Consider the following 19725-nt stretch of genomic DNA (forward strand, 5'->3'; position numbering starts at 1 on the left):
ACATCGTTCAGGCCGCGCGCGATTGCCTCGTCATCGGACCCGGCAACTGACAAATAGCGCGATCAGAACGCCGCCATTTAGCGCGAGCGTTTACAGGGCGTTGAAACAGCTCTTTTAGCTTCCTAAAACTGTCCCTTGTTTCCTTCTCCGAAATCCGGCTAGGTCGTGTCGAGTTTTCGGAGAAGCCCCTTGCTCGTCGGCTATGCGCGCGTGTCCACCAGGGATCAGTCCCCTGCCCTACAGCTTAATGCGCTCCGCGAAGCCGGGTGCGAGAAGGTGTTCACCGAGAAGGCGTCGGGCGCGCAGCGCGATCGACCGGAGTTGAAGGCGGCGCTCGACTATCTCCGCGCCGGCGACACGCTGGCGGTGTGGAAGCTCGACCGGCTCGCGCGCTCCGTCCGGCAGCTCGTGGACACGGCCGAAGATCTCGCCAAGCGCGAGATCGGCCTAAAGGTTCTCACCCAGGCGATCGACACCACCAGCCCCGGCGGGCGGCTCGTGTTCCACGTCTTTGCGGCCGTGGCGGAGTTTGAGCGCGAGCTGACCCTGGAGCGCACCCATGCCGGGCTTGCCCAGGCGCGGGCCTTGGGGCGACGCGGCGGGCGCAAGCCGGCGATGGGACCGGCCGAGATCAAGCGCGCCAAGGCCATGCTGGCAGACCCGACTATCACCGTCGAGGAGGTGGCAGCGCAGCTCGGGGTGCAGCCATCGACGCTCTACCGGCACATTCCGGGCGGGCGCAGCTCGTTAAGCTTGCCGGCGTAGCGGAGGCCGGCCCGAGCGGGGCGGCCGCGTTGTTTGTCCCACCCACCCAGCTCTTGGGGCCGGGCATTGCGGCCCGGCCGGGCGCGAAAGCGCGTTCAGGCGAGGTCGTTGTTGCTTGCGCGTGAGCGTGTTCACACGTTCACGTGTTCATAGGTTCACATGAAACCATTGTCAGAGAGCGATGCATCCCCCCTTGACCATGTTGTGAGAAATAGCTACATTCGCGCCAATGCATCGGAAAGCCCTGCGTAACATCTCTTGGATCAAGGGCGCGCTTAAAGAGTTCGGCCGCTTTCCCGAGGACGCGCAGGACCAGGCGACCGACGCCCTCACGGCAATTGCCGAGGGTGACACGCCAGACATCGCTAAGCCCATGACCGGTTTGGGTTCGGGTATATGGGAACTGGCGATCAAGGAACGGGGAGACGCCTTCCGGGTGATCTACGCCCTCCAGCTCGACGACGACATTTGGGTGGTTCACGCCTTCCAGAAGAAGTCTAAGAGCGGGATCGCCACCCCGAAGCAGGAAATCGACCTGGTGCGCGAGCGCATCAAGCGTTTGAAGGAGGCGCTGCAATGACCGACGATGACGACTTCGAGATGATCCGAGGCACCGGCAACGTCTATGCCGACCTTGGTATGAAAGAACCCGAACAGCGCCAGCTCCGCGCGATCCTGGCGGCCGAGATCAGCAAGACGCTGGCGACCGACAATCTGACGGTGCGTGCGGCCGAGAAGATCACCGGCGTCGCCGCAGCCGATTTTTCGCGCATCCGTCAGTCCAAGCTCAAGGGCTTCACCATCGACCGGTTGATGACGATCCTCGATCGGCTTAATCGCGATGTGCAGGTGTCTGTATCCGTGCTGCCGCGCAAGGCGGACGGGCAAGCAGGGTTTCACCTTCTCCCGGCCTGAAATGCTCGACTAGGCCATCGAGGCGGTGTGTTCCAAGTTCGACGACCTGCCGCCGCTAGTCTGGAAGCCCCTTATCGACGAGGCTGTTGTGGCGACGCGGCGAGCGGCGAAATCCGCGAACAGCAAATAGGGTCTGGCGCCTGCCGCTGCGCGGCACCGCCGCTCTCAGTCGCTTCGCTCCCCAAGCCCGCAAGCGGTCTTGGCCCTGCCGGGTTCCGATCGGCTGGCGGGGCGAGGATCCGCGCAGCGGATCGCCGCCTTGACGTGGGCGCATGATTCGTCCACACGTGAACGTGTTCACAAGTCCACACGTTCACGTGTTCAGGGGTTCACATGAAGGTCATTACCGTCATCAGCCAGAAAGGCGGCGCGGGCAAGACGACTCTGGCGATCCACCTAGCCGCAGCCGGTGCGGGTGCGGGGCTTACCGCGTTGATCCTCGACACCGACCCGCAGGCGACCGCGAGCCACTGGAGCGAGTGGCGCGGATCGTCGGACCTAGAGGTGGTCGATTGTGCCTCCCCTCCCCTCTTGCCCCGCAAGCTTCAGCAGGCCGCCGAACTGGGGGCCGACCTGGTGGTGATCGACACCCCGCCCCATGCCGACATCATGGCGCGGGAAGCCTGCAAGGTCGCTGACCTGGTGCTGATTCCGTGTCGTCCGCAAGCCTTCGACCTCAAAGCCGTCGAGATGACGGCCGAGCTGGTGCAGGCGAGCGGCAAACCCGCGTTCGTGTTGTTCATGGGCGGCCCCCAGCGCGCGCCGACAACCTACCGGGATGCCCGCGAGCTGATCGAGGGTAGCGATGGCGTCGCCGGCATGGGCGTGGACGTTGCGCCCGTCATGCTCACCCAGCGGGCGATCTATCATCACAGCACGGCGCAGGGGAAAACCGCGATCGAGCTGGAACCCGAAGGCAAAGCGGCGGAGGAAGTTGCCGCGCTATGGGAGTGGACAAGTAAACAGGTGAACGTGTCCACACGTTCACGAGTGAACAACGAGCGGGGCGCGGCATGAGCAAGTTCGGCGCAATGAAGCAGCAGCGGGCGGAGAAGGCTGGCGCGATCGGCGACAGCCCAGACCAGGCGACGGCGACGGTCGCCACCCGCGCCCAGACCCGGCAGGGCAAGAAGGCGGTGAGCGCCTATTTCAGCCCTGAGGTCAGTCGCGGCCTCAATATGCTGGCGGCCGAGCAGGGGACGACGTTGCAGGCGCTCCTTGGCGAAGCCATCGACCTTCTTATGCGGCAGCATGGCAAGCATCCGTTTGGCGAGCGGTAGCTGTCCACGCGTGAATATGTGAATGTGTGAACACAGAAATTAGGAGCTTGGGGGTGGCACGATCGACAAACGCCAGAAAGCCGGCCGGGACGGCAGCGCAGGCCGACGAACCGATGCTGCCGATCGAAGCGCCGCGCCGTCAGCGCAACCGCATCGGCAAGAAATCGATCGCTGGCCGGTTTGATCCGGCGGTTGCCCGAGCGTTCGCGATCCTTGCTGTCAAGGAGGACAGCACGATCGAGGCCATGTTGACCGAGGCCGTCCTCGACATTCTCCAAAAATACAATCAGCCAATCGAGAAGTGAACAGGCTCACGTGTGAATGTGTGGACACGTGGACAATAGACCTATTGCACCAGCCTTATAGAGCACACTTCCCAACGCTATAGGAATCTGACAGGCTTTGGTGTCGGCGAACTCGTTCGCCGATTCGTCGTGGCGATCATAGCGGGTGGCACCGCTAGGGCCAAAACGACGAAAGCCCGGCTTGGCGGCCGGGCTCTCGGAAAGTCTGATGGGCGGGAAGCCCGTGTTCTGTCGCAGGAACAGCCTCCCGCAGATCGGACGTGAAGTCAACTCGAAAACGCTGTTTTCGAGAACGGGAGAGCTATGTCCATGTGGGATTGCCGCCAGCAGCCGGGCCGACCGATCGACGGGAGGTTCCCATGCAAACTGTATTCGAGGCCCTGGGAGGGGCGACGAGAGGGCGACGACCGGGCCGTCAGACCGGCCAGCGGGTCCATCGCTACAGCCGCACCGAGGAGGGCCGGGAAGGGCGGTTCTGGCAGCCGTTCAATCCCAAGAATGTCGCCCGGTTCATGCAGGCGGCCGAGAAGTATGATCGGGTGAAACGGCTTGCCCACCGGCGCGAGCGCAACAACCGCGAGAACGGGGCGATCGGCCATGTCGGGCTTGAGGTATTGCGCGAGCTGCTACGCCTGATCGACTACAAGACAGGCCGGCTCGATCCGGCGATAGCGACGCTGGCGCTTCGCATCGGCCGCTCGATCGCGGCCGTGGTGGACGCGCTAAAGCGGCTCAAGGCGCATGGCTTCCTCGATTGGTTGCGCCGCTATGTGCCGACCGGCAACGCGGGGCTGCGCGGCCCCCAGGTCAAGCAGACCTCGAATGCCTATCGTTTGATGCTCCCGCCGCAGGTTGAGCGCGGCATGACCGCACCACCGCCAGAGGATGACAGCGATCGGCGACGGGTGGCGGCCGAGGAGGGCAGGGCGATGATCGCCGCGCTTAACCTTGATGAGCAGCCAGCCCAGCTCATTGACGATCCCGGCCTTGCCGCGATTCTTGCCCGGCTCGGGCGAGGGATCATGGACCAAGAACGTGATTCAGAGAGGCAGAATGAATCCCGGCAGAGTTAGAAATATACAAGTGGAATTGGCCTAACGGCCAATGCGTAGTTCACTTCGTGCCGCCTACGGCGTCACAAGGGCGGCGCAAGCGCCGCTGGCTAGGCGGAAAAGAAGTGGGGCAGGTGGCGACGGAATCACCCGCTACGGCCGCTCAGGAAAGCCGTGAGGGCAGGAGAGGGGCTTTCGACGTGTCATGGACGCCGATGACGGCAAACTCCACCAGCGAGGTTTAAATCGACCCGGTGGTTTGCGGCCGAACTAGCCGCCCCAATCGTTCACGCCGAATCGAACCGCCCGGCGAACTCGCGATCGTCGTAGTAACGCAGCTTGCCGGCGATGATCGGGCGCTGCCCGGCGAGGAACAGGAGCTGACGGTCGGGGCGGAGTGTGCGGACTTCATCTGGGGTGAGCAGCGCGCGGCCGACGTGCTGCTGCCCGTAGGAGATCCCGCTTTCTTCCGCGTCGATCGCGCGGCTCATGGTCTCGAACACGACGGTTTCCTGCCCGGCCAGATCGGAGACGAGCTTGGCGCTGTCCTGATCGTTGACCCCGAACACCTGGAGGACGCTGGCGTTCGACAGGAAGGTGCCGGCGCGCTGCCCGTAGAGCGCGCGGAGCTGGTGAACGTCCTGCAGGATCGGCCAGAGCTGGACGCCGTAACCCGCCATCAGCCCCATCGCACGTTCGACCGGTTCAAGGCGGCCGAGCGCCGCGAACTCGTCGAGCAGGAACAGCACCGGCCAGGGCGGGCGACTCGGCGCGCGCGCCAGCTCGGTCAGGGCTTGCGCCACCATCAACCGTAGCCAGCGGGCATAGCTGGCTAGCCGATCGGGCGGCAGCACGAGGAACACCGTCGCCGGCGCGTCCTTCAACCCAGCGAACGTGAAATCCGATTGCCCCAGCACCGTCACCATGCGCGGAGAATCGAGGAAGTGGGTATGGCGCTGCGCGGCCGACAGCACGCCGGCCGCTTCGCGATCGGATTTGCCGAGCTGACGATTGGCGGCGCGCGCGACCAGGCCACCTTGCGCCTGCATCGCGGCGAGCTGCGCCGCCAATGCGGCCGGAGCGAGTGTCAGCCGGTCGCGCAGCGTGTCCAGGGTGCGGGTGGCTGGCGGTTCGGTGGTGACGATATGGAGCAGGATGCCGGCGATCAGCGCCTTGGCTTCCTCGTTCCAATGCGCGTCGCCGGCTTCGCCGGGCGCATCGTGGACCAGCGCGTCGGCGAGCGTCATGCAGTCGTCGGCGAGATCGAGGCCGTGCGGGTCGATACGGTCGAGCGGATTGAATGCGGCCGAGGCCAAGCCCGTGACGCCGAACGGATCGAGGACATGGACCGCGCCGAACTTGCCGCGCTGGCGCGCGGCGATGCGGGCGTTCTCCCCCTTGGGGTCGATGCAGACGACCGCGAACGGATATTCGAGCAGGTTGGGGATGATCGTGCCGACGCCCTTGCCGGTGCGGGTGGGCGCGATCGTCAACAGATGGGCAGGACCGGCATAGCGCATCGGCTTGCCGGTTTTCACGTCGCGGCCGATCAGCAGGCCGTGATCGTCATTGAGCGCCTGGGCTTCCCCGGCTGTGGCAAAGCGGGCCGAACCATGTGTGTCGGCGCTATCACCATAGTCGAACCGGCGAAGCAGGGGCAGGACGAACATCCAGGCCGTGACCAGGACCACGGCACCGCTGATCCCGAACACGCCAAGCTGAGCGACAGCGCCGTTCTTATCGAGGCCGAAGTACCAGATCGCCAGCATCAGCAGCAGGAATAGCGCGACGAACAGCACCATCGTGAACAGGACCACGCCGATGATGTGCCGGGCGAACCGGAAAGGGGCGAGCAGGATGCCGAGTAAGGCCCACATGGGGTTGGCACGGGCGGTGCGGGCGAGATTACGGGTGGCGCGCGCAAGGCCCATGCTACTTCCCCAGCGGGAGCGTAATGACCGGGGCGTCGTGACGCTCGGAATATCCCAACATCAGAGTATGATAGCGTTCTGCAAAGCCGAGCACATCAAAAACCCGGTCTCACCTGATCGCTCGGCTCCAATGCTTGCAGCGTGCGGATCGGAGCAAGCATCCTCGCCAGCGCGTCGGACAGGTCTTGGATGCGACATTCAAGGTCTGCCGCCAGGTCGAACATTTCTTCGGCCATGACCGGATCGGTATGCCCCTCATTGACGAAGCGCATGGCTAATCCGTGCAGGCGCAACAGGTCGTGCCGCATCTCCGGTGCATTGTAATTATCGCCTTTGAGGTGATCGCGCATTACGTCCAGGGCATCCACCGTCCGCAGCAAGGGGCCGGTGTCGAAGGCCGCGATGCGTTCATCCCGATCGTCGGTTTTGGGCATCATGTCGTCCGTTGAATAGGCGTGATCGATAGAGACCGATCGGCGTCGGGATGATCGAGCAGCCGGAGCAGGATTTGCGAGACGAGGGGAGGGGACACTCCTTCGCCCAGCAGCATATCGAACAGCGCATCATCGTTCGGCGTCGGGATCATGTCCTCAATCACGAGGTTGGCGCGCGACTCCGCCATATCTTCACGCCACATGGCGACTTCCGCAGGCGTGCCGCGCACGAAATCCATCGCCCGGACTTCCGCCCGCACCGCGTCGATATCGAAATCCGTCATCCTCTTATCCCTTAAAGCCGCAATCCGAACCGGGGCCCTGCCCATGTCATGGCGAGGTAGAGCGCGATCGTGAGCACGCACCCAGCCGTAAGCGCCAGCCAGAACGGCGCGCCGCGATTGAGCATGGCCGGGATCAGTAGAAACATCGGCAGCGAGGGGAGCACGAACCAGAAGGTCGCACCAGCATGAGCCGCCATGCGGACGGGATCGTGTGTGTCGCGCCACAGCCAGATCATGCCCAGAACGGAAACGAGAGGGAGCGACGCGACCAGCGCACCGACGCCAGGGCTGCGCTTGGCAATTTCTGAAACAGCTACGATGATGATCGCCGAGATGCCGGCCTTGAGAAGCAGATAGAGCACAGGACACCTCAGCTATCGATCAATGGTTCGGCTTCCGCATCGAACGCGCGTTTGCCGCGTCGCTTCCACAGCGCCAGCACGTCGCCGGCATCATCGCCGCGCGCCCGTCCGGCGAGATCGAGCAGCGCGCCGTAGAGGGTGGCGCGATCGTCGTCGGTCAGCTCGACCAGGCCGGCTTTCTGGACGAGGCCACCCAGCTCAATCAGGTGGCGCGTTCGTTCGCGGCGTTGCATGACCCAGCCCCGCGTATCGTTACGTCGTTCCGCCGCTTCCGCCCGCAGCGTCGCCGCGCGGTTCAGCTTGAGCGCCCGATCCGTGGATTGCAGCAGCGCCGCCACCTTTGCGCCCGCGCCGCTGAAAGAAGGCAGCGCCCTTTGCACGCCATGCCTCCTTCGCACTCGCATCCTTTGATCCGATCGCATCGAGCAACATACCGGCGAGGGTTTCAGCATCAAGCGCATCGGCACCCGTGGCAGCAACGAGCTGGCCCAACTGTTCGACCCGCTTTGCCTTGAGCGAGCGGGCCTTGTCACCCAGCGCCTTTAGCTCGGCATCGTAATCGCGAACCTTCCGCATCGCTTTCACCCTTCCGCGTATCGACCAGCAGCACCTTAGCGCACCCGGCAAAGGGGTAAAGCCAGAACGAACAGAAGCGCCAGCAAGTCAGGAATAAGGAGCGCAGCGAATTGTGAGTGCGCGCTTATACGTCGTTGCCGACGTGCGCTAAGTAAGCCAGTGTGCAGAGCGTCATGGCGATCTACCATTTCTCTGCCAAAGTCGTGAGCCGCGCGAACGGATCGAGCGCCGTTGCGAGCGCCGCCTATCGTTCCGCGTCCGAGCTGCACGACGATCGGCTGAACCGCGATCACGACTTCAGCAACAAGGCGGGCGTCATCCATTCCGAAGTGATGTTGCCGGACAGTGCGCCGAAGCGTTTAAACGACCGCGCCACGTTGTGGAACGAGGTTGAGGCAGGGGAGAAGCGCAAGGACGCGCAGCTTGCCCGCGAGGTCGAGTTCTCGATTCCGCGCGAGATGAACGAAAGGCAGGGCGTCCAGCTTGCGCGTGATTTCGTGAAAAAGCAGTTTGTCGATCGCGGGATGGTCGCGGACCTGAACGTGCATTGGGACAAGGCGAAGGACGGCAGTCCGAAGCCGCACGCGCATGTGATGATGACGATGCGCGATGTAGGCCCGGACGGGTTCGGAAAAAAGAACCGCGACTGGAATAGTACGGAGCTGTTGAAGGACTGGCGCGAAGCGTGGAGCGCGCACGTCAACGAGCGCATGACCGAGTTTGGGCTGGAGGGTCGGATCGACCATCGCAGCTATGAGGCGCAGGGGATCGGGCTGGAGCCGCAGCACAAGATCGGCCCGGCAGCATCCCGCAGGCCGGAGCAGGGGCTTGAGGCCGAGCGGATCGAGGATCACACGCGCATCGCCCGCGAGAACGGCGCAAAGATCATCGCCGATCCCAATGTCGCGCTGGACGCGATCACCCGGCAGCAGGCCACGTTCACCGTCCGCGACCTTGCGACGTTCGCGTTCCGCCACAGCGACGGCAAGGAGCAGTTCGACCAGGTGATGGGAGCGGTTCGGGGATCGCCCGAGCTGGTCGCATTGGGGAAGGACGGACGCGACCAGGAGCGGTTCACATCGCGCGATATGATCGCGGTGGAGGCCCGGCTTGAGCGCGCCGGCGACGAGCTGGCGAGCCGGGCCGGGCATGGTCTCCCGGCGCACGCAATGGAGGGGGCAATCACGCGCGCCGGGAGTGAAGGACTCGTGCTGGGGGAAGAGCAGCGAGCCGCGTTGGAGCATATAGTGGGTCCGGGCGGCATCGCCAACGTGATCGGATATGCCGGCACCGGCAAATCGGCCATGTTGGGGGTGGCGCGCGACGGATGGGAGCGCGCTGGTTACACGGTACGCGGTGCGGCGTTGTCGGGCATCGCGGCCGAAAACCTTGAAGGCGGGTCCGGCATCCAGTCTCGCACCATCGCCAGTTTTGAACACGCATGGGGGCAGGGCCGCGAGCAGCTAGGCCCCAAGGACGTGCTGGTGGTGGACGAGGCCGGCATGATCGGCTCGCGTCAGATGGAGCGCGTGTTGAGCCAGGCGCGTGACGCCGGGGCCAAGGTCGTGATGGTGGGCGACCCCGAGCAGTTGCAGGCGATCGAGGCGGGCGCGGCGTTCCGCAGCGTCACCGAGCGCCACGGCGCGGCCGAGATCACCGAGATACGCCGGCAGCGCGAGGACTGGCAGCGCGACGCGACGCGAGCGCTGGCGACCGGGCGCACCGGTGAGGCGATCCACGCCTATGACGGCAAGGGTATGGTCCACGCGGTCGACACTCGCGAGCAGGCCCGGGGCGAGCTAGTGGACGGTTGGGACCGCGCGCGTCAGGCCGAGCCGGGCAAGAGCCGGATCATCCTTACCCACACCAACGCCGAGGTGCAGAGCCTCAATGGCGAGGCGCGCGACCGGTTGCGCGCGAGCGGCGACCTTGGCGACGACGTGACGGTGAAGGCCGAGCGTGGCGAGCGGCAGTTCGCGACCGGCGACCGCATCATGTTCCTGCGCAACGAACGCGGCATGGGGGTGAAGAACGGCACGCTCGCCACGATCGAGCGGGTATCGTCCGAGCGCATGGCGGTGCGCCTCGATGACGGGCGCGGCGTCGCGTTCGACACCAAGGACTATGCCCATGTCGATCATGGCTATGCGGCGACGATCCACAAATCGCAGGGCGTGACGGTCGATCGCGCGCACGTTCTCGCCACCCCAGGCATGGACCGGCACAGCGCCTATGTCGGCATGTCGCGGCACCGCGACGACGTGCAGCTTCACTATGGCCGCGACGACTTCACCGACCAGCGCCAGCTTGTTCGCGCCCTGTCGCGCGAACGCGGCAAGGACATGGCGGGCGATTACGCCAAGCCCGAGCAGGATCAGGCGCGGGCGTTCGCCGATCGGCGCGAGATCCGGTTCCCGGAACGCGCGCGTGAAATGGTGGCGAAGGTCCGCGACAAGGCGCGGGGCATGTTCGACGGCTTCCGGCCGAAACCGGCAGCGGAGCGTGCGACGTCGCCGGAGCGCAGCACGGCCGACCGCCCGCTTCCACCCTCGCAGGCCAAGGCTATCGAGCGTTATGCGCGAGCCGGTGCCGACATAGGCCGGATGCTGGAAAAAGGCTTGCCGGTGCTGGCGCACCAGGAACAGGCGCTGGCGAAGGCAGGCGACGCGCTCGACCAGGTTCGGCCCCATGCCGCCCGCGACCTCGCATCGGCGCTGGCGCGCGATCCCAAGCTGATCGAGCAGGCCGCCGGGGGCAACACCAGCGGCGCGGCGAAGGCGATGGAAACCGAGCGCCAGGTCCGCATAGATCCGGAGAAGCGCGCCGGCCGGTTCGTGGAGCAGTGGCAGGGATTGAAGGAGGCGCAGGCCAGCATGGAGCGTGCCGGCGACCATGCGGGCGCGGAGAAGATCGGCAAGCGCATGGAGAGCATGGCGGGCGGGCTGCATCGCGACCCCCAACTCGAATCCGCGTTGCACCGGCGCGCGCCTGAGCTGGAACTGAAAATGGAGCGCGGTCGATCGATCGCAAACGAGCTGGCGCAGTCGGTCAGCATCGGGCGTGACCGCGACCGTGGCATGAGCCGGTAGGTGATGATGGACGACGATATTCAGGAAGGCGGCGATCCGGCGGAGGCGTTCGACCGGTTGCGCGCCGTGATAGAAGGCCAGGACCGCGAGCTGGCGTTGCTACGCCGTGCCGTGGAGGGCCTGGCGGCCGAGCGGGCGCATATCGATGTGCCCGACTATTCCGAGACGCTGGGGCGGATGCAGCAGGGCGTGGACGCTACAGCCGAGCGGATCGCGGTCATCAACGACGTGATCGCGCGCAGTCCGGCGCTGGCAATGACGCCCGAGCAGATGGCGCAGCGTATCGCCGCAGCAGGCAGCACCGCCCGGCGCGAGGACCAGGCGGCGCTCGCCAAGGCCGGCGAGGACAAGGCCCGCGTCATGGCCGAGCTTCGCAGCCTCGCCGGATCGGCATGGACTCGGGTCGACCAGAAGAACCGGCAGCTATGGTTCGGGCTGGGCGGGGCGGCGATCGGCATCCTTGTATGGTCGATCGTGCCGGGCTTGGTCGCGCGCGAGATCGCGCCGGCGAGCTGGCAATGGCCGGAGCGCATGGCAGCGCGAACGCTCGACCTTCCCCTTTGGGAAGCAGGGCAGCGGATGATGCAGAGCGCCAGCCCGACCGCGTTCCGCGGGATCCTCGGTGCCGACAGGATCGTGACGGCCAACCGCGAGACGATCGAGGGGTGCAGCAAGGCCGCAGCCCGCAAGCGCGAGACGGTGCGATGCACGGTCAGGATCGCGCCCCCGCTGTAGGTATATCATGAGCGCTTAACGCCACTTGCCTCCCAGGTGCCGCCAAACTCTGAAACCGATGCGGGAAGATCGACCGGATAAACGGATAAGCGAGAACACTGCATATGGATGCCGAAGTGCGGACCGCCCCAGCGTGCGGGCACCCACCAGCAACACCTTTCCAGCGACAATCCACACGCCGGCCGGTAACGCAAGCTCCCACCAGCGCAGAGGACGGCGGACGCGCGGAGTCCGTGAATGCCCTTTGGCTGAACGAGGCGGGTCGCTGATCGTCACTTGAACATGGCTCGTTCCTGCCCGTTGGTTAGCAACGACAAAGCATGGGCAGCCTAGCACGGAATCGCAGGCGATGGTGTCGATCCGGCAATCATGAAAGAGAGGGTCATGCGGGCCGATGTCACCATTCTTCAAAAGCATGTCTCCGACTTTTGGCTGGCACGGGGGAAATTGCGCTTACGATCGCGCTGAGGCTGTTCCTCGTGAACAATCCTACCCGTGCCGTGAATGTGCTGGCGTAGCGGCGGCCGAGTAAGAATGATGGTGAGGAAGCCCCAGGCATGTCTGAGGCTTCAGCAGTGGGGATAGGCGTTCGCAGCGACGTAAGGATCGTCTCCTGTTAGGGCGATTGTCTATCAATGTTTAGAGGGTCCTGATGAGCGTTGTTGCCGCTTCCCTTTATCGCCACGGCCAGCGGGTCCGGTCGCTTTCGATCGACGAGCCGACATTTTGTTCGGACGACAAGGCGGAGTTCGTCTGGATCGGCCTGCTGGAGCCGTCCGAGGAGGAGCTTCGGAAGCTCCAGGAGCACTACGGCCTTCACCCGCTTGCGGTTGAGGATGCTCTGAAAGCCCACCAGCATCCGAAGGTCGATGTCTACGGCGATCAGCTGTTCGTGGTCGCGCTGACTGCCCGGCTTGAGGATCAGGTTATCGCCTACGGTGAAACCGCGATATTCGTGGGTCCCAGTCATGTCATCACCGTGCGGCATGGATCGGCACGCTCGCACAGCACGCTGCGCGGCCAGCTTGAGGCGGCGCCGTCACTACTCGCGCATGGTGTCGACTATGTTCTGCACGCCATTATCGACTTCATCGTCGATGGCTATCTGCCGATCGGGGAGGCCATCGAGGAGGAAGTCGTCATAATGGAGCAACGGGCGCTTGACGCTTTCCTGGCCCGGGAGGAAATCAGTCGCATCTTCAATCTACGACGTGAGCTGATGCGGTTCCAACGGGTCCTTGGCCCCATGGGCGAGGTAGCGAACAAACTCACCCACCCTGACATGCCTTGCATCGACCGCGAGGTAATCCCGTATTTTCGAGATGTGCTAGACCATATTCATAGAGTTGAAACCACGGTGGGTGGCCTTCGCGAAGTGCTCACATCGGTCTTTGAGGTCAGCAATCTGCTCGAACAGCAGCGCACTGGTGCGAGTACCCGGCAGCTTGCGGCCTGGGCGGCCATTCTGGCCGTGCCGACTGCCCTCGCAGGCATCTACGGTATGAACTTCGAAAACATGCCAGAGTTGAAAACCAAGTATGGATATTTCGTCGTACTCGCGGTGGTCGCTACGGTGTGCAGCATGCTCTATATCAGGTTCAAGCGCGCAAAATGGATCTAGTCGAGGGTACAAGTGCCTTGAGACACTTAAAGGTTCGATGAGATAATTTTATGCCATGACTCTTGCCTGACTACGCAATAATATAATATTATCTCTTGTTAGTGAATGTGAGCTGTCGATCGCATTCCGCCTGCATTCAATATCGCGGTCCTATCTACTAGACGTGACATTCGGTCACGCTTGATGGAGGTAGTCATGAGAGGATCCTTGATCTTGGCCGCGGCGGCACTGGCGTTTGCTGCGCCGGCCGCGATGGCCCAGTCCCATGGCGGTTACGGCGGACATAATGGCGGCCCGTCCTACGGCAATCAGGTCCGAGGACACGGCGGATATGGCGACGCCTACCGCGATCGAGGCGGTGGCCATCAGCAGTCCTGGCGCGGTAATGGTGGCGGCTATTACCAGGGCGGTTATGGCTACAACAATCGCCATGATCGCCGCGAGGAACGTCGTGAACGGCGGCATGAGCGCCAGGAGCGCAATCAGCGCTACGGGGGTTATGGCTATTAAGATGAAAGCAGCGCTTCCCGGGCAGACCGCCCCAGCGGTGCCGACCAAAGAGAGGAATGCACCATGACGGATGCCGCAACAGTACCCGCGACCACCCGGTTGCAGGGCATGCTCTGCCCCGTGTGCCGGGTCGACCTCGTGCTCGCCGACCGGCAGGGGGTCGAGATCGACTATTGCCCGCAATGCCGGGGCATCTGGCTGGACCGCGGCGAACTCGACAAGATCATCGAGAAGAACGCTTCGTACGAGGCGACGTCGAGGCCGGCACCCGATTACCCGCCACAACCGACTGCACCTGGATATGCTCAGCCTGCTCCCTGGGGCGGGTACAATGAAGGATCTCATGGCGGTGGACGTCATGGTGGCGGGCATGACCGTGGTGGCCACGGCGGCTATCGTCCCGGCGGCTTTCTTGGCGGTCTGTTTCGGCATTGATCCGCACTCGGCTGGCGTTCTGAACAGGCAGCCGTTTCATGGTTGTCGGTGCATGGAGGGAGAAATAGCGTGACCAGAAAATGCGGGCTGACACTTGGGATCATGATCCTTGCCGGCTTGGCGGCAGCGCCGGCTGGCGCGCAGGTCATGTCCCATGGTGCCGGCGTCAACTGGAGCGGCACGCATGGCGGGGTCAACTGGGATGGCGGGCATGCCTATGAGGGTGGAAGCTACGGCGGTTACCCTGCCTCGTCCGCACCCCGTCCCGCGTACCAGATGCCGCAGCCTACGCCTTATCCCATGCATGAACCTCGCACGCCATACGCCCAAAATGACAGCAGCGATCACGCCGTCCGGCATGAAGATCGTCGTTCATCACCACCGGCGGTTCGGAGTCTTGACCGCAGGTGAGCCATCCCGCGGCCATCGGGCACTCGATGGACGCAGGCTGTGATCAGACGGCCATGCTCATGATGTCCTTGTAGGCCGAAAGAACCTTGTTCCGGACCTGCAAGGTGGCCTCGAACGAAACCGAGGCGCGTTGCTGTATCAGCGCCACGGTCGCGATATCGGTCGTCTCGCCTCGTTCGTAGGCTTCGGTCGCGACATCCTCCTGTTCCTGGAGCGCATTCACCTTTTGAAGCGCGGTCTGCATCGTCGCGGCAAAGCTCGTCGATGGGGCAGTGCCATCCGGTCCCCGCAGCGCATTCGGCGACGAAGCCGAGCCGACATCCCTCAGTGCGGCGTTTCGTTGAAGCACCGCGTTGCGCATCGCCATGACATCGGCCACGCCGTTCACATTCATGCCTGTCGACCTCTCACGCGAACGATAGAGCGCGCATCTTCGCGCAAGAATGATTAGAAATCGTTAAGGATGTTTGTTCGGGACTGGCCCCCGGTCCTTCTGGTCGTGGCAGTACGGGTCACGGATGATGGCGGTGTCGGTGCCGCAGGTGAAAGAGCAGACCTCGGCGTCGCGAAAACGGCTCGAACATCTCGTCGGGTCCCTCGGGGTCGAGCAGCTTGCTGTCGGCCAGCCATTTTTCCATCGAAGACAGTTCGGGCAGCTCGTACTCGCGTAGCGAGCGACCCGGTGCCTGCAACGCCGCGATCGTTGCGATCAACGAGCCGGTTTCGGCGAACTTCGCGATGACCGCGTCCTTGTTGGCGCCAAGGTGCTCGGCGAGCAGACCGGCGCGGATGTCGGCTATCTTTCGATGCCCATCGGCGTCGGATGCCCCGGTCGTGTCGATCGTCACGTCGCATTCGCTGTCGAGGCGCAGCGACCGGTTGTTGAAGTTGGAGGATCCCACCCGCAGCACGACGTCGTCGATGATCGTGACCTTGGCATGGACATAAATCGGTGCCCCCGCGGCGGTGAACGGGTGATAAAGCCGGAAGCGGCCGTGCACGTCGCACTTCCGGAGTTCGGCAACCAGCCGGGCACGGGCCGTATCCATCGCGATCGGTTCGAGCCAGCCGTTCGCGGTCGTCGGATTGATGACGACGATTTCCGGACCATCGGTCTCGTCGAGTCGTCTGGCGATTGCCTCCGCGACCCGCCGGGAGGCGAAATACTGGCTTTCGGCATAGATCAGCCGCCGCGCCCGCGCGATGAGCGCGACATACAGCGCCTCGATCTCGTGGACCGGTTCCTGGTCGGCGAGCTTTGGCAGCGTGCGCGAGATCCCGACGGGCACGTCCCTGAAGTCTGCCTCGAGCCCATCAGGCCAGCAATCCGCGCCATCGGTCACGGGCTCGATCGAATACCCGCCGGCGGCATGCCACCGCTCCCGACAGGCGTCACCGAGGGCGCGTGCCACCGGGCCCTCCAGCGCCATGGCCGCGTCATGCCACGGCCCGTGCGGCGTGCCGTCCGGTCGGACGCGGCGCGGTTCCTCGTCCTGGTGGTCTCGCGTGTCCCATCGTTCGCGGGTCATGTCGATGCCGCCGCAAAAGGCCATGCAGTCGTCGATCACCACGATCTTCTGGTGATGCGATCCGGCGACCGGATGATGCCCGTCGAGTTTGAGGTGGATTTGGCGGTCGCGCATCCAGCGCAGGATCGTGAACAGGGTTCGGCCATGGAACAGCGTCTTGAGCGCACCGGTATCCCAGCGCAGTATGTGAATATCGAGCAGGGGACTGCGCTTGACCAGCCAGCTGATGAACGCTCCGACCGTCGGCGGACCCTCGTCCTGCCCCTCCCCAGCGAACTGGATCCGGGCGTCGAAGTCCCAGCCGATCAGCACGATGCGCCGCTTGGCCTTGAGCATCGCGGAGCGGGCGGCCCTGAAATAGTCATCGGCGTCGACGATGACGGCCGCACGGCTTGCCGTGGAGGTCCGCCAGAACGCGCGCCGAATGGTGGCGTCGCTCATGGGCTTTGGCACCTCAACGCCCATGACGACGCCCCCACGTGGCTACCCGCCAAGCGTACCAGAGCACGAGCGCGATGATGATCGCCGTCGAGACCGGACCCACATAGCGCTCGACCGCCCCATAGCGCTGCCCCAGCAGATAGCCGGCGGCGGCCAGCATCGCGGTCCAGGCTGCCGTGCCGATCGTCGACCACAGGAGGAAGGGTCCGAGGGGCATCCGCACGAGCCCGGCCGGGATCGATACGACCGATCGCACCGTGGGGACGATCCGCCCGATGCAGACGAACGGTCCACCGTGGCCGCGGAACCAGGTCTTCGCGCGCTCGACCTCCTGCCATTCGAGCGTTAGCCATCGGCCGTGCCGATCGACCAGGCCATGCAGCCGGTCGATGCCGAGCATCCTTGCGACGGCGTACCAGCAGAGATTGCCCGCCATGGCGCCCGCCGCTCCGGCGGCAATCACGCCCGGCAGCGACAATGCTCCGCGCGAAACACGCAGGCCGGCAAGCGGCATGATGACCTCCGAGGGGAGCGGCGGGAACACGGTTTCGGCGAACATCAGCACCGCGACGCCAAGATAGCCGAGCTGATCCACGAGCTGCTGGATCCACTGGCCCAAACTGCTTCTCCTTATCTTATGTGGGTCGAAACCATTTGTCGTCGCGTAGCGCCCGACCTTAATCCGATCCGCGCAGCAATCGACTATCCGAATCCGGTTCCGGTCGGGCGTTGGCCCCGCCTGACAGTGCCGGTGCGCTATCCACGTTGTCGCCCTGTTCGCCCGCGGTTTTCTTGAGTGGACGTGAAAGTCGGAGAGTTAGGAAGGTGACAGCGCTGATGATGATGGCGATATCGTACAGCGAATATCCGACCGCGGCACCAACGGCCCCTGTCGCCCACAGGCTCGCCGCCGTGGCCGTCCCTGATGTTCGACTGCCTTGCTTCAAGATCGCTCCGCCGCCGATGAAGCCGACGCCGGTGATCAGGCCCTCCAGGATACGTGCCTGGCCGAGCGAAGCCCGACCGAGTACCGCAATCGCGATCAGCACGAAACCACAGCTGGCGATCGCGACGAGGGGAAAAGTGCGCACGCCCGCGCTGCGCTCTTCCTTCTCCCGATCCCAACCGATCGGAAGAGCCAGAGCATAGGCGGCCGCAAGGCTGACCATATGCCAAAGGGTTTCCGACAAGCTACCAGCTAGCAAAGGCAACGGAACTTGCCTCTCGAAAGACCTGGGGATCGCATGGCGGGATCAATGACGGCCACCACCATGTCCGCCGCCGTGGCCACCTCCAAAATGCCCACCTCCAAAATGTCCGCCACCAAGATGACCGCCCCGATAGTGGCCGCCACCAATGCCAATCCCGATTCCGAGCGATCCATAGAAGGGGGAGCCGTAGTAGCCGTAAGGGCTTCCATAGCGGTAGGGGTAGCCGCCCCCATAGTAGCCGGCGCCGCGCGAACCACGCCTGCGGTCGGCGACGGCGATCAGACACTCGCTTCCGCCTGCCTGAACCGCACTGCCCGGCGCAGAGGGGACGGCCGTTTGCGGCGTGGCGGGTGCCGGCGGAGCAGCGGATGTTGCCCCGGGCATTCCATTCGGACGGGAGATCGGCACCGCACGAATCGCGCCGGGCGTGTCACAGGGCACGGAGAAGTAAGAATAGGAGGAGGGCCGCGGCGCATAGGTGGCGCAACCGCCTAGCAAGATCGCGCTAGCAAGTGAGCCGATGGAAAACTTTCGGATGTTCGTCATGATAGTTTCATTCCTGTCATGAACGACGCGGCGTCGCCGAAAGGAGGAATGACTCCGGTTTCAGGGGACCATACTGCGGCGGCTTGCTTTTGTGGCTGGGAGGCAGCTGGTACTGCTCTGGACGGGTCCACGTAGGGCAGCGGCTGTTCAGATATTGATTGTGGTTCCGGTTCCGCCTCGCGATTGCCTTCGTCTTCACCGTCGGCTGGAGAAGGCATAACTTTAGCTGCGTCGACCGCCCGCAGTGCGTCAATTTTTTCAAAATATGCGTCAGCCATTTTGTAGTGTGCCGCAACTATCTTGGAACTGGTTGCAAGTTGCGCCAGCTCAATTTCAGTCTCAGCTCGGTGCTGAAAATACACTATATCATCGTCTATCATTAGGATCCCTCGACCTACGAATGGGCGATTGAAGATTTGGCCGGCGCGCTTCGCTCCATGCAGAGGCCTTGGAATCTTCAAAGACGTGTACAGATGCGAGTGACACGCTCACCTCATCGGAGAACCTGTCAGTACACGATTACCGAATTAAGCGAGTCGAGGGGGTCGTTCCAAGCCAAATGGCGGTGAACTGATAATCATATTTTCTTTGCTAGATACAAAGACAGGTCGGTTCGAAATAAGTAGTGTGAAATGTACGCTCGATCCTACAACACCTGTTTGCGCACCCCTGCAGTGTGAATGCTGACAAGTAAGGGCATGGCGAGGGAGGTCTGTTTGATCATCGTCAAATTGTAGTGTTTTTAGTGTAAGATCCGTTCTTGAAACTACTGCCGTTTTAGGCCCATTGCCGGCTGACCAACTCACGGCGGCTCTGACGCACGCTGCTTCGCCCAGCGAAGGCAGCACCAGGGCCATCAGCGTTGCCAATGCAATCAGGATGGGCAAACGCCGCAATGGCAAAGCTCCGGACGTGGGATGCCGAAAATCACCGTCATGCAAGCGGTCGAACCGCATATATGATGCGATTTTAGCGAAGCCCACGTTCAATCACGCAAGTGATGGTACGAGATTTGGTCGGATCAGCCTTCGCCGGAGACGATCCCGACTCCACGCCATTTGACGGGACGGGTTCCTCGCGCCGCGCGCCGGGAGTGTTGCAAGGGACGTGATCGTAGACAGGCGCGGCTGACGCGCGGGGGCGGGCAAGGGGGCCGGTGCATGCGGTGAGCGCGAACATTGCAAAAGCCAATGTTGACCTAGGGTCAGGACTCGTTGATCAAAGCCAGAAGATGATGGTGGCAGCGAGGGCGACGGCGGAGAAGAAGGCGGTTGGGCACCGATCGTAGCGGGT

23 protein-coding genes are annotated in these 19725 nt (G+C 63.6%); 12 read left to right on the forward strand and 11 right to left on the reverse strand.

All coding sequences use genetic code 11. The features are described from left to right. Positions 1 to 189 precede the first annotated feature (189 nt). The 7 genes from GGR45_RS18895 (at position 190) to GGR45_RS18925 (ending at position 4338) form a co-directional block, all read left to right on the forward strand. On the forward strand, positions 190 to 765 hold the full coding sequence (locus tag GGR45_RS18895) for a recombinase family protein (RefSeq protein ID WP_126849560.1): 576 nt from the start codon (positions 190 to 192) through the stop codon (positions 763 to 765). A gap of 229 nt (positions 766 to 994) precedes the next feature. Then, a complete protein-coding gene (locus tag GGR45_RS18900) occupies positions 995 to 1345 on the forward strand; it encodes a type II toxin-antitoxin system RelE/ParE family toxin (protein WP_066704234.1) in 351 nt (116 codons plus the stop codon). After that, positions 1342 to 1680 (forward strand): helix-turn-helix domain-containing protein, encoded by a 339-nt coding sequence (locus GGR45_RS18905; protein WP_066704232.1) that lies wholly within the window; start codon positions 1342 to 1344, stop codon positions 1678 to 1680. The genes GGR45_RS18900 and GGR45_RS18905 overlap by 4 nt, the downstream gene beginning before the upstream one ends. A 333-nt stretch (positions 1681 to 2013) precedes the next feature. Then, entirely contained in the window at positions 2014 to 2697 is a 684-nt protein-coding gene (gene parA / locus GGR45_RS18910; protein ID WP_066704229.1) for a ParA family partition ATPase, read from the forward strand. Continuing rightward, positions 2694 to 2960: a ribbon-helix-helix domain-containing protein gene (locus GGR45_RS18915; protein ID WP_066704224.1), complete on the forward strand. Its 267-nt coding sequence runs from the start codon at positions 2694 to 2696 to the stop codon at positions 2958 to 2960. The genes parA and GGR45_RS18915 overlap by 4 nt, the downstream gene beginning before the upstream one ends. Positions 2961 to 3073: 113 nt before the next feature. Further along, positions 3074 to 3265, forward strand: a complete 192-nt coding sequence (locus tag GGR45_RS18920) for a ribbon-helix-helix domain-containing protein (protein ID WP_010189081.1) — start codon at positions 3074 to 3076, stop codon at positions 3263 to 3265. Between the two features lie 260 nt (positions 3266 to 3525). After that, positions 3526 to 4338: a replication protein A gene (locus GGR45_RS18925; protein WP_343051226.1), complete on the forward strand. Its 813-nt coding sequence runs from the start codon at positions 3526 to 3528 to the stop codon at positions 4336 to 4338. 266 nt (positions 4339 to 4604) lie between these two features. Here the strand turns inward: GGR45_RS18925 and GGR45_RS18930 are convergent, their stop codons facing one another. The 6 genes from GGR45_RS18930 to GGR45_RS18955 all read right to left on the reverse strand — a co-directional run bounded on the left by GGR45_RS18930 (position 4605) and on the right by GGR45_RS18955 (position 7904). Continuing rightward, the gene (locus GGR45_RS18930) at positions 4605 to 6248 is read right to left on the reverse strand and encodes a type IV secretory system conjugative DNA transfer family protein (RefSeq protein WP_175310307.1); all 1644 of its coding nucleotides are present in this window, start codon (positions 6246 to 6248) and stop codon (positions 4605 to 4607) included. A 95-nt stretch (positions 6249 to 6343) separates the two neighbouring features. After that, the gene (locus tag GGR45_RS18935; RefSeq protein WP_126849503.1) at positions 6344 to 6685 is read right to left on the reverse strand and encodes a transposase; all 342 of its coding nucleotides are present in this window, start codon (positions 6683 to 6685) and stop codon (positions 6344 to 6346) included. After that, positions 6682 to 6966, reverse strand: coding sequence for a hypothetical protein (locus GGR45_RS18940; RefSeq protein ID WP_126849504.1), 285 nt, complete (start codon positions 6964 to 6966; stop codon positions 6682 to 6684). The genes GGR45_RS18935 and GGR45_RS18940 overlap by 4 nt, the downstream gene beginning before the upstream one ends. 11 nt (positions 6967 to 6977) lie before the next feature. Continuing rightward, entirely contained in the window at positions 6978 to 7328 is a 351-nt protein-coding gene (locus tag GGR45_RS18945; protein WP_126849505.1) for a DUF3147 family protein, read from the reverse strand. 8 nt (positions 7329 to 7336) lie between these two features. Then, entirely contained in the window at positions 7337 to 7561 is a 225-nt protein-coding gene (locus GGR45_RS18950) for a conjugal transfer protein TraD (RefSeq protein ID WP_126849506.1), read from the reverse strand. Positions 7562 to 7580: 19 nt separating this feature from the next. Next, the gene (locus tag GGR45_RS18955; RefSeq protein ID WP_175310306.1) at positions 7581 to 7904 is read right to left on the reverse strand and encodes a conjugal transfer protein TraD; all 324 of its coding nucleotides are present in this window, start codon (positions 7902 to 7904) and stop codon (positions 7581 to 7583) included. Positions 7905 to 8077: 173 nt separating this feature from the next. Between GGR45_RS18955 and traA the strand changes: the two genes are divergently transcribed. From traA to GGR45_RS18980, 5 genes are all read left to right on the forward strand, one after another. Beyond that, a complete protein-coding gene (traA, locus tag GGR45_RS18960; protein WP_175310305.1) occupies positions 8078 to 10993 on the forward strand; it encodes a Ti-type conjugative transfer relaxase TraA in 2916 nt (971 codons plus the stop codon). Positions 10994 to 10996: 3 nt separating this feature from the next. Beyond that, positions 10997 to 11728 (forward strand): DUF6118 family protein, encoded by a 732-nt coding sequence (locus tag GGR45_RS18965; protein ID WP_062346090.1) that lies wholly within the window; start codon positions 10997 to 10999, stop codon positions 11726 to 11728. 652 nt (positions 11729 to 12380) lie between these two features. Then, entirely contained in the window at positions 12381 to 13349 is a 969-nt protein-coding gene (locus GGR45_RS18970) for a magnesium and cobalt transport protein CorA (RefSeq protein ID WP_062346062.1), read from the forward strand. 207 nt (positions 13350 to 13556) lie between these two features. Further along, complete coding sequence (locus GGR45_RS18975; RefSeq protein ID WP_175310304.1) at positions 13557 to 13859, forward strand: hypothetical protein; 303 nt, start codon at positions 13557 to 13559, stop codon at positions 13857 to 13859. A gap of 63 nt (positions 13860 to 13922) precedes the next feature. Further along, positions 13923 to 14294 carry a TFIIB-type zinc ribbon-containing protein gene (locus tag GGR45_RS18980; protein ID WP_217497834.1) on the forward strand — a complete coding sequence of 124 codons (372 nt, stop codon included), beginning with the start codon at positions 13923 to 13925 and terminating at the stop codon, positions 14292 to 14294. A 454-nt stretch (positions 14295 to 14748) separates the two neighbouring features. Here GGR45_RS18980 and fliE read toward each other — a convergent pair whose 3' ends face one another. The 5 genes from fliE to GGR45_RS19005 all read right to left on the reverse strand — a co-directional run bounded on the left by fliE (position 14749) and on the right by GGR45_RS19005 (position 18812). After that, entirely contained in the window at positions 14749 to 15099 is a 351-nt protein-coding gene (gene fliE, locus GGR45_RS18985; RefSeq protein ID WP_056060013.1) for a flagellar hook-basal body complex protein FliE, read from the reverse strand. A gap of 118 nt (positions 15100 to 15217) precedes the next feature. Beyond that, positions 15218 to 16675 carry a phospholipase D-like domain-containing protein gene (locus GGR45_RS18990; protein ID WP_175310303.1) on the reverse strand — a complete coding sequence of 486 codons (1458 nt, stop codon included), beginning with the start codon at positions 16673 to 16675 and terminating at the stop codon, positions 15218 to 15220. Positions 16676 to 16688: 13 nt separating this feature from the next. Continuing rightward, a complete protein-coding gene (locus GGR45_RS18995) occupies positions 16689 to 17294 on the reverse strand; it encodes a DedA family protein (protein WP_082730525.1) in 606 nt (201 codons plus the stop codon). A 58-nt stretch (positions 17295 to 17352) separates the two neighbouring features. Further along, on the reverse strand, positions 17353 to 17844 hold the full coding sequence (locus tag GGR45_RS19000; protein WP_056060015.1) for an MgtC/SapB family protein: 492 nt from the start codon (positions 17842 to 17844) through the stop codon (positions 17353 to 17355). Positions 17845 to 18428: 584 nt separating this feature from the next. Beyond that, the gene (locus GGR45_RS19005) at positions 18429 to 18812 is read right to left on the reverse strand and encodes a hypothetical protein (protein ID WP_175310302.1); all 384 of its coding nucleotides are present in this window, start codon (positions 18810 to 18812) and stop codon (positions 18429 to 18431) included. Positions 18813 to 19725 lie beyond the last annotated feature (913 nt).

Source organism: Sphingomonas zeae, from assembly GCF_014197135.1.
Lineage (GTDB): Bacteria > Pseudomonadota > Alphaproteobacteria > Sphingomonadales > Sphingomonadaceae > Sphingomonas > Sphingomonas zeae.

What these genes read in the sequence shown, in the direction of transcription:
- GGR45_RS18900 (WP_066704234.1), top strand. Translation starts at nt 995, where the DNA reads ATGCATCGGAAAGCCCTGCGTAACATCTCTTGGATCAAGGGCGCGCTT.
- GGR45_RS18905 (WP_066704232.1), top strand. Translation starts at nt 1,342, where the DNA reads ATGACCGACGATGACGACTTCGAGATGATCCGAGGCACCGGCAACGTC.
- parA (WP_066704229.1), top strand. Translation starts at nt 2,014, where the DNA reads ATGAAGGTCATTACCGTCATCAGCCAGAAAGGCGGCGCGGGCAAGACG.
- GGR45_RS18915 (WP_066704224.1), top strand. Translation starts at nt 2,694, where the DNA reads ATGAGCAAGTTCGGCGCAATGAAGCAGCAGCGGGCGGAGAAGGCTGGC.
- GGR45_RS18920 (WP_010189081.1), top strand. Translation starts at nt 3,074, where the DNA reads ATGCTGCCGATCGAAGCGCCGCGCCGTCAGCGCAACCGCATCGGCAAG.
- GGR45_RS18930 (WP_175310307.1), bottom strand. Translation starts at nt 6,248, where the DNA reads ATGGGCCTTGCGCGCGCCACCCGTAATCTCGCCCGCACCGCCCGTGCC.
- GGR45_RS18935 (WP_126849503.1), bottom strand. Translation starts at nt 6,685, where the DNA reads ATGATGCCCAAAACCGACGATCGGGATGAACGCATCGCGGCCTTCGAC.
- GGR45_RS18940 (WP_126849504.1), bottom strand. Translation starts at nt 6,966, where the DNA reads ATGACGGATTTCGATATCGACGCGGTGCGGGCGGAAGTCCGGGCGATG.
- GGR45_RS18950 (WP_126849506.1), bottom strand. Translation starts at nt 7,561, where the DNA reads ATGCAACGCCGCGAACGAACGCGCCACCTGATTGAGCTGGGTGGCCTC.
- GGR45_RS18955 (WP_175310306.1), bottom strand. Translation starts at nt 7,904, where the DNA reads ATGCGGAAGGTTCGCGATTACGATGCCGAGCTAAAGGCGCTGGGTGAC.
- traA (WP_175310305.1), top strand. Translation starts at nt 8,078, where the DNA reads ATGGCGATCTACCATTTCTCTGCCAAAGTCGTGAGCCGCGCGAACGGA.
- GGR45_RS18965 (WP_062346090.1), top strand. Translation starts at nt 10,997, where the DNA reads ATGATGGACGACGATATTCAGGAAGGCGGCGATCCGGCGGAGGCGTTC.
- GGR45_RS18970 (WP_062346062.1), top strand. Translation starts at nt 12,381, where the DNA reads ATGAGCGTTGTTGCCGCTTCCCTTTATCGCCACGGCCAGCGGGTCCGG.
- GGR45_RS18980 (WP_217497834.1), top strand. Translation starts at nt 13,923, where the DNA reads ATGACGGATGCCGCAACAGTACCCGCGACCACCCGGTTGCAGGGCATG.
- fliE (WP_056060013.1), bottom strand. Translation starts at nt 15,099, where the DNA reads ATGAATGTGAACGGCGTGGCCGATGTCATGGCGATGCGCAACGCGGTG.
- GGR45_RS18990 (WP_175310303.1), bottom strand. Translation starts at nt 16,675, where the DNA reads ATGAGCGACGCCACCATTCGGCGCGCGTTCTGGCGGACCTCCACGGCA.
- GGR45_RS19000 (WP_056060015.1), bottom strand. Translation starts at nt 17,844, where the DNA reads ATGGTCAGCCTTGCGGCCGCCTATGCTCTGGCTCTTCCGATCGGTTGG.
- GGR45_RS19005 (WP_175310302.1), bottom strand. Translation starts at nt 18,812, where the DNA reads ATGATAGACGATGATATAGTGTATTTTCAGCACCGAGCTGAGACTGAA.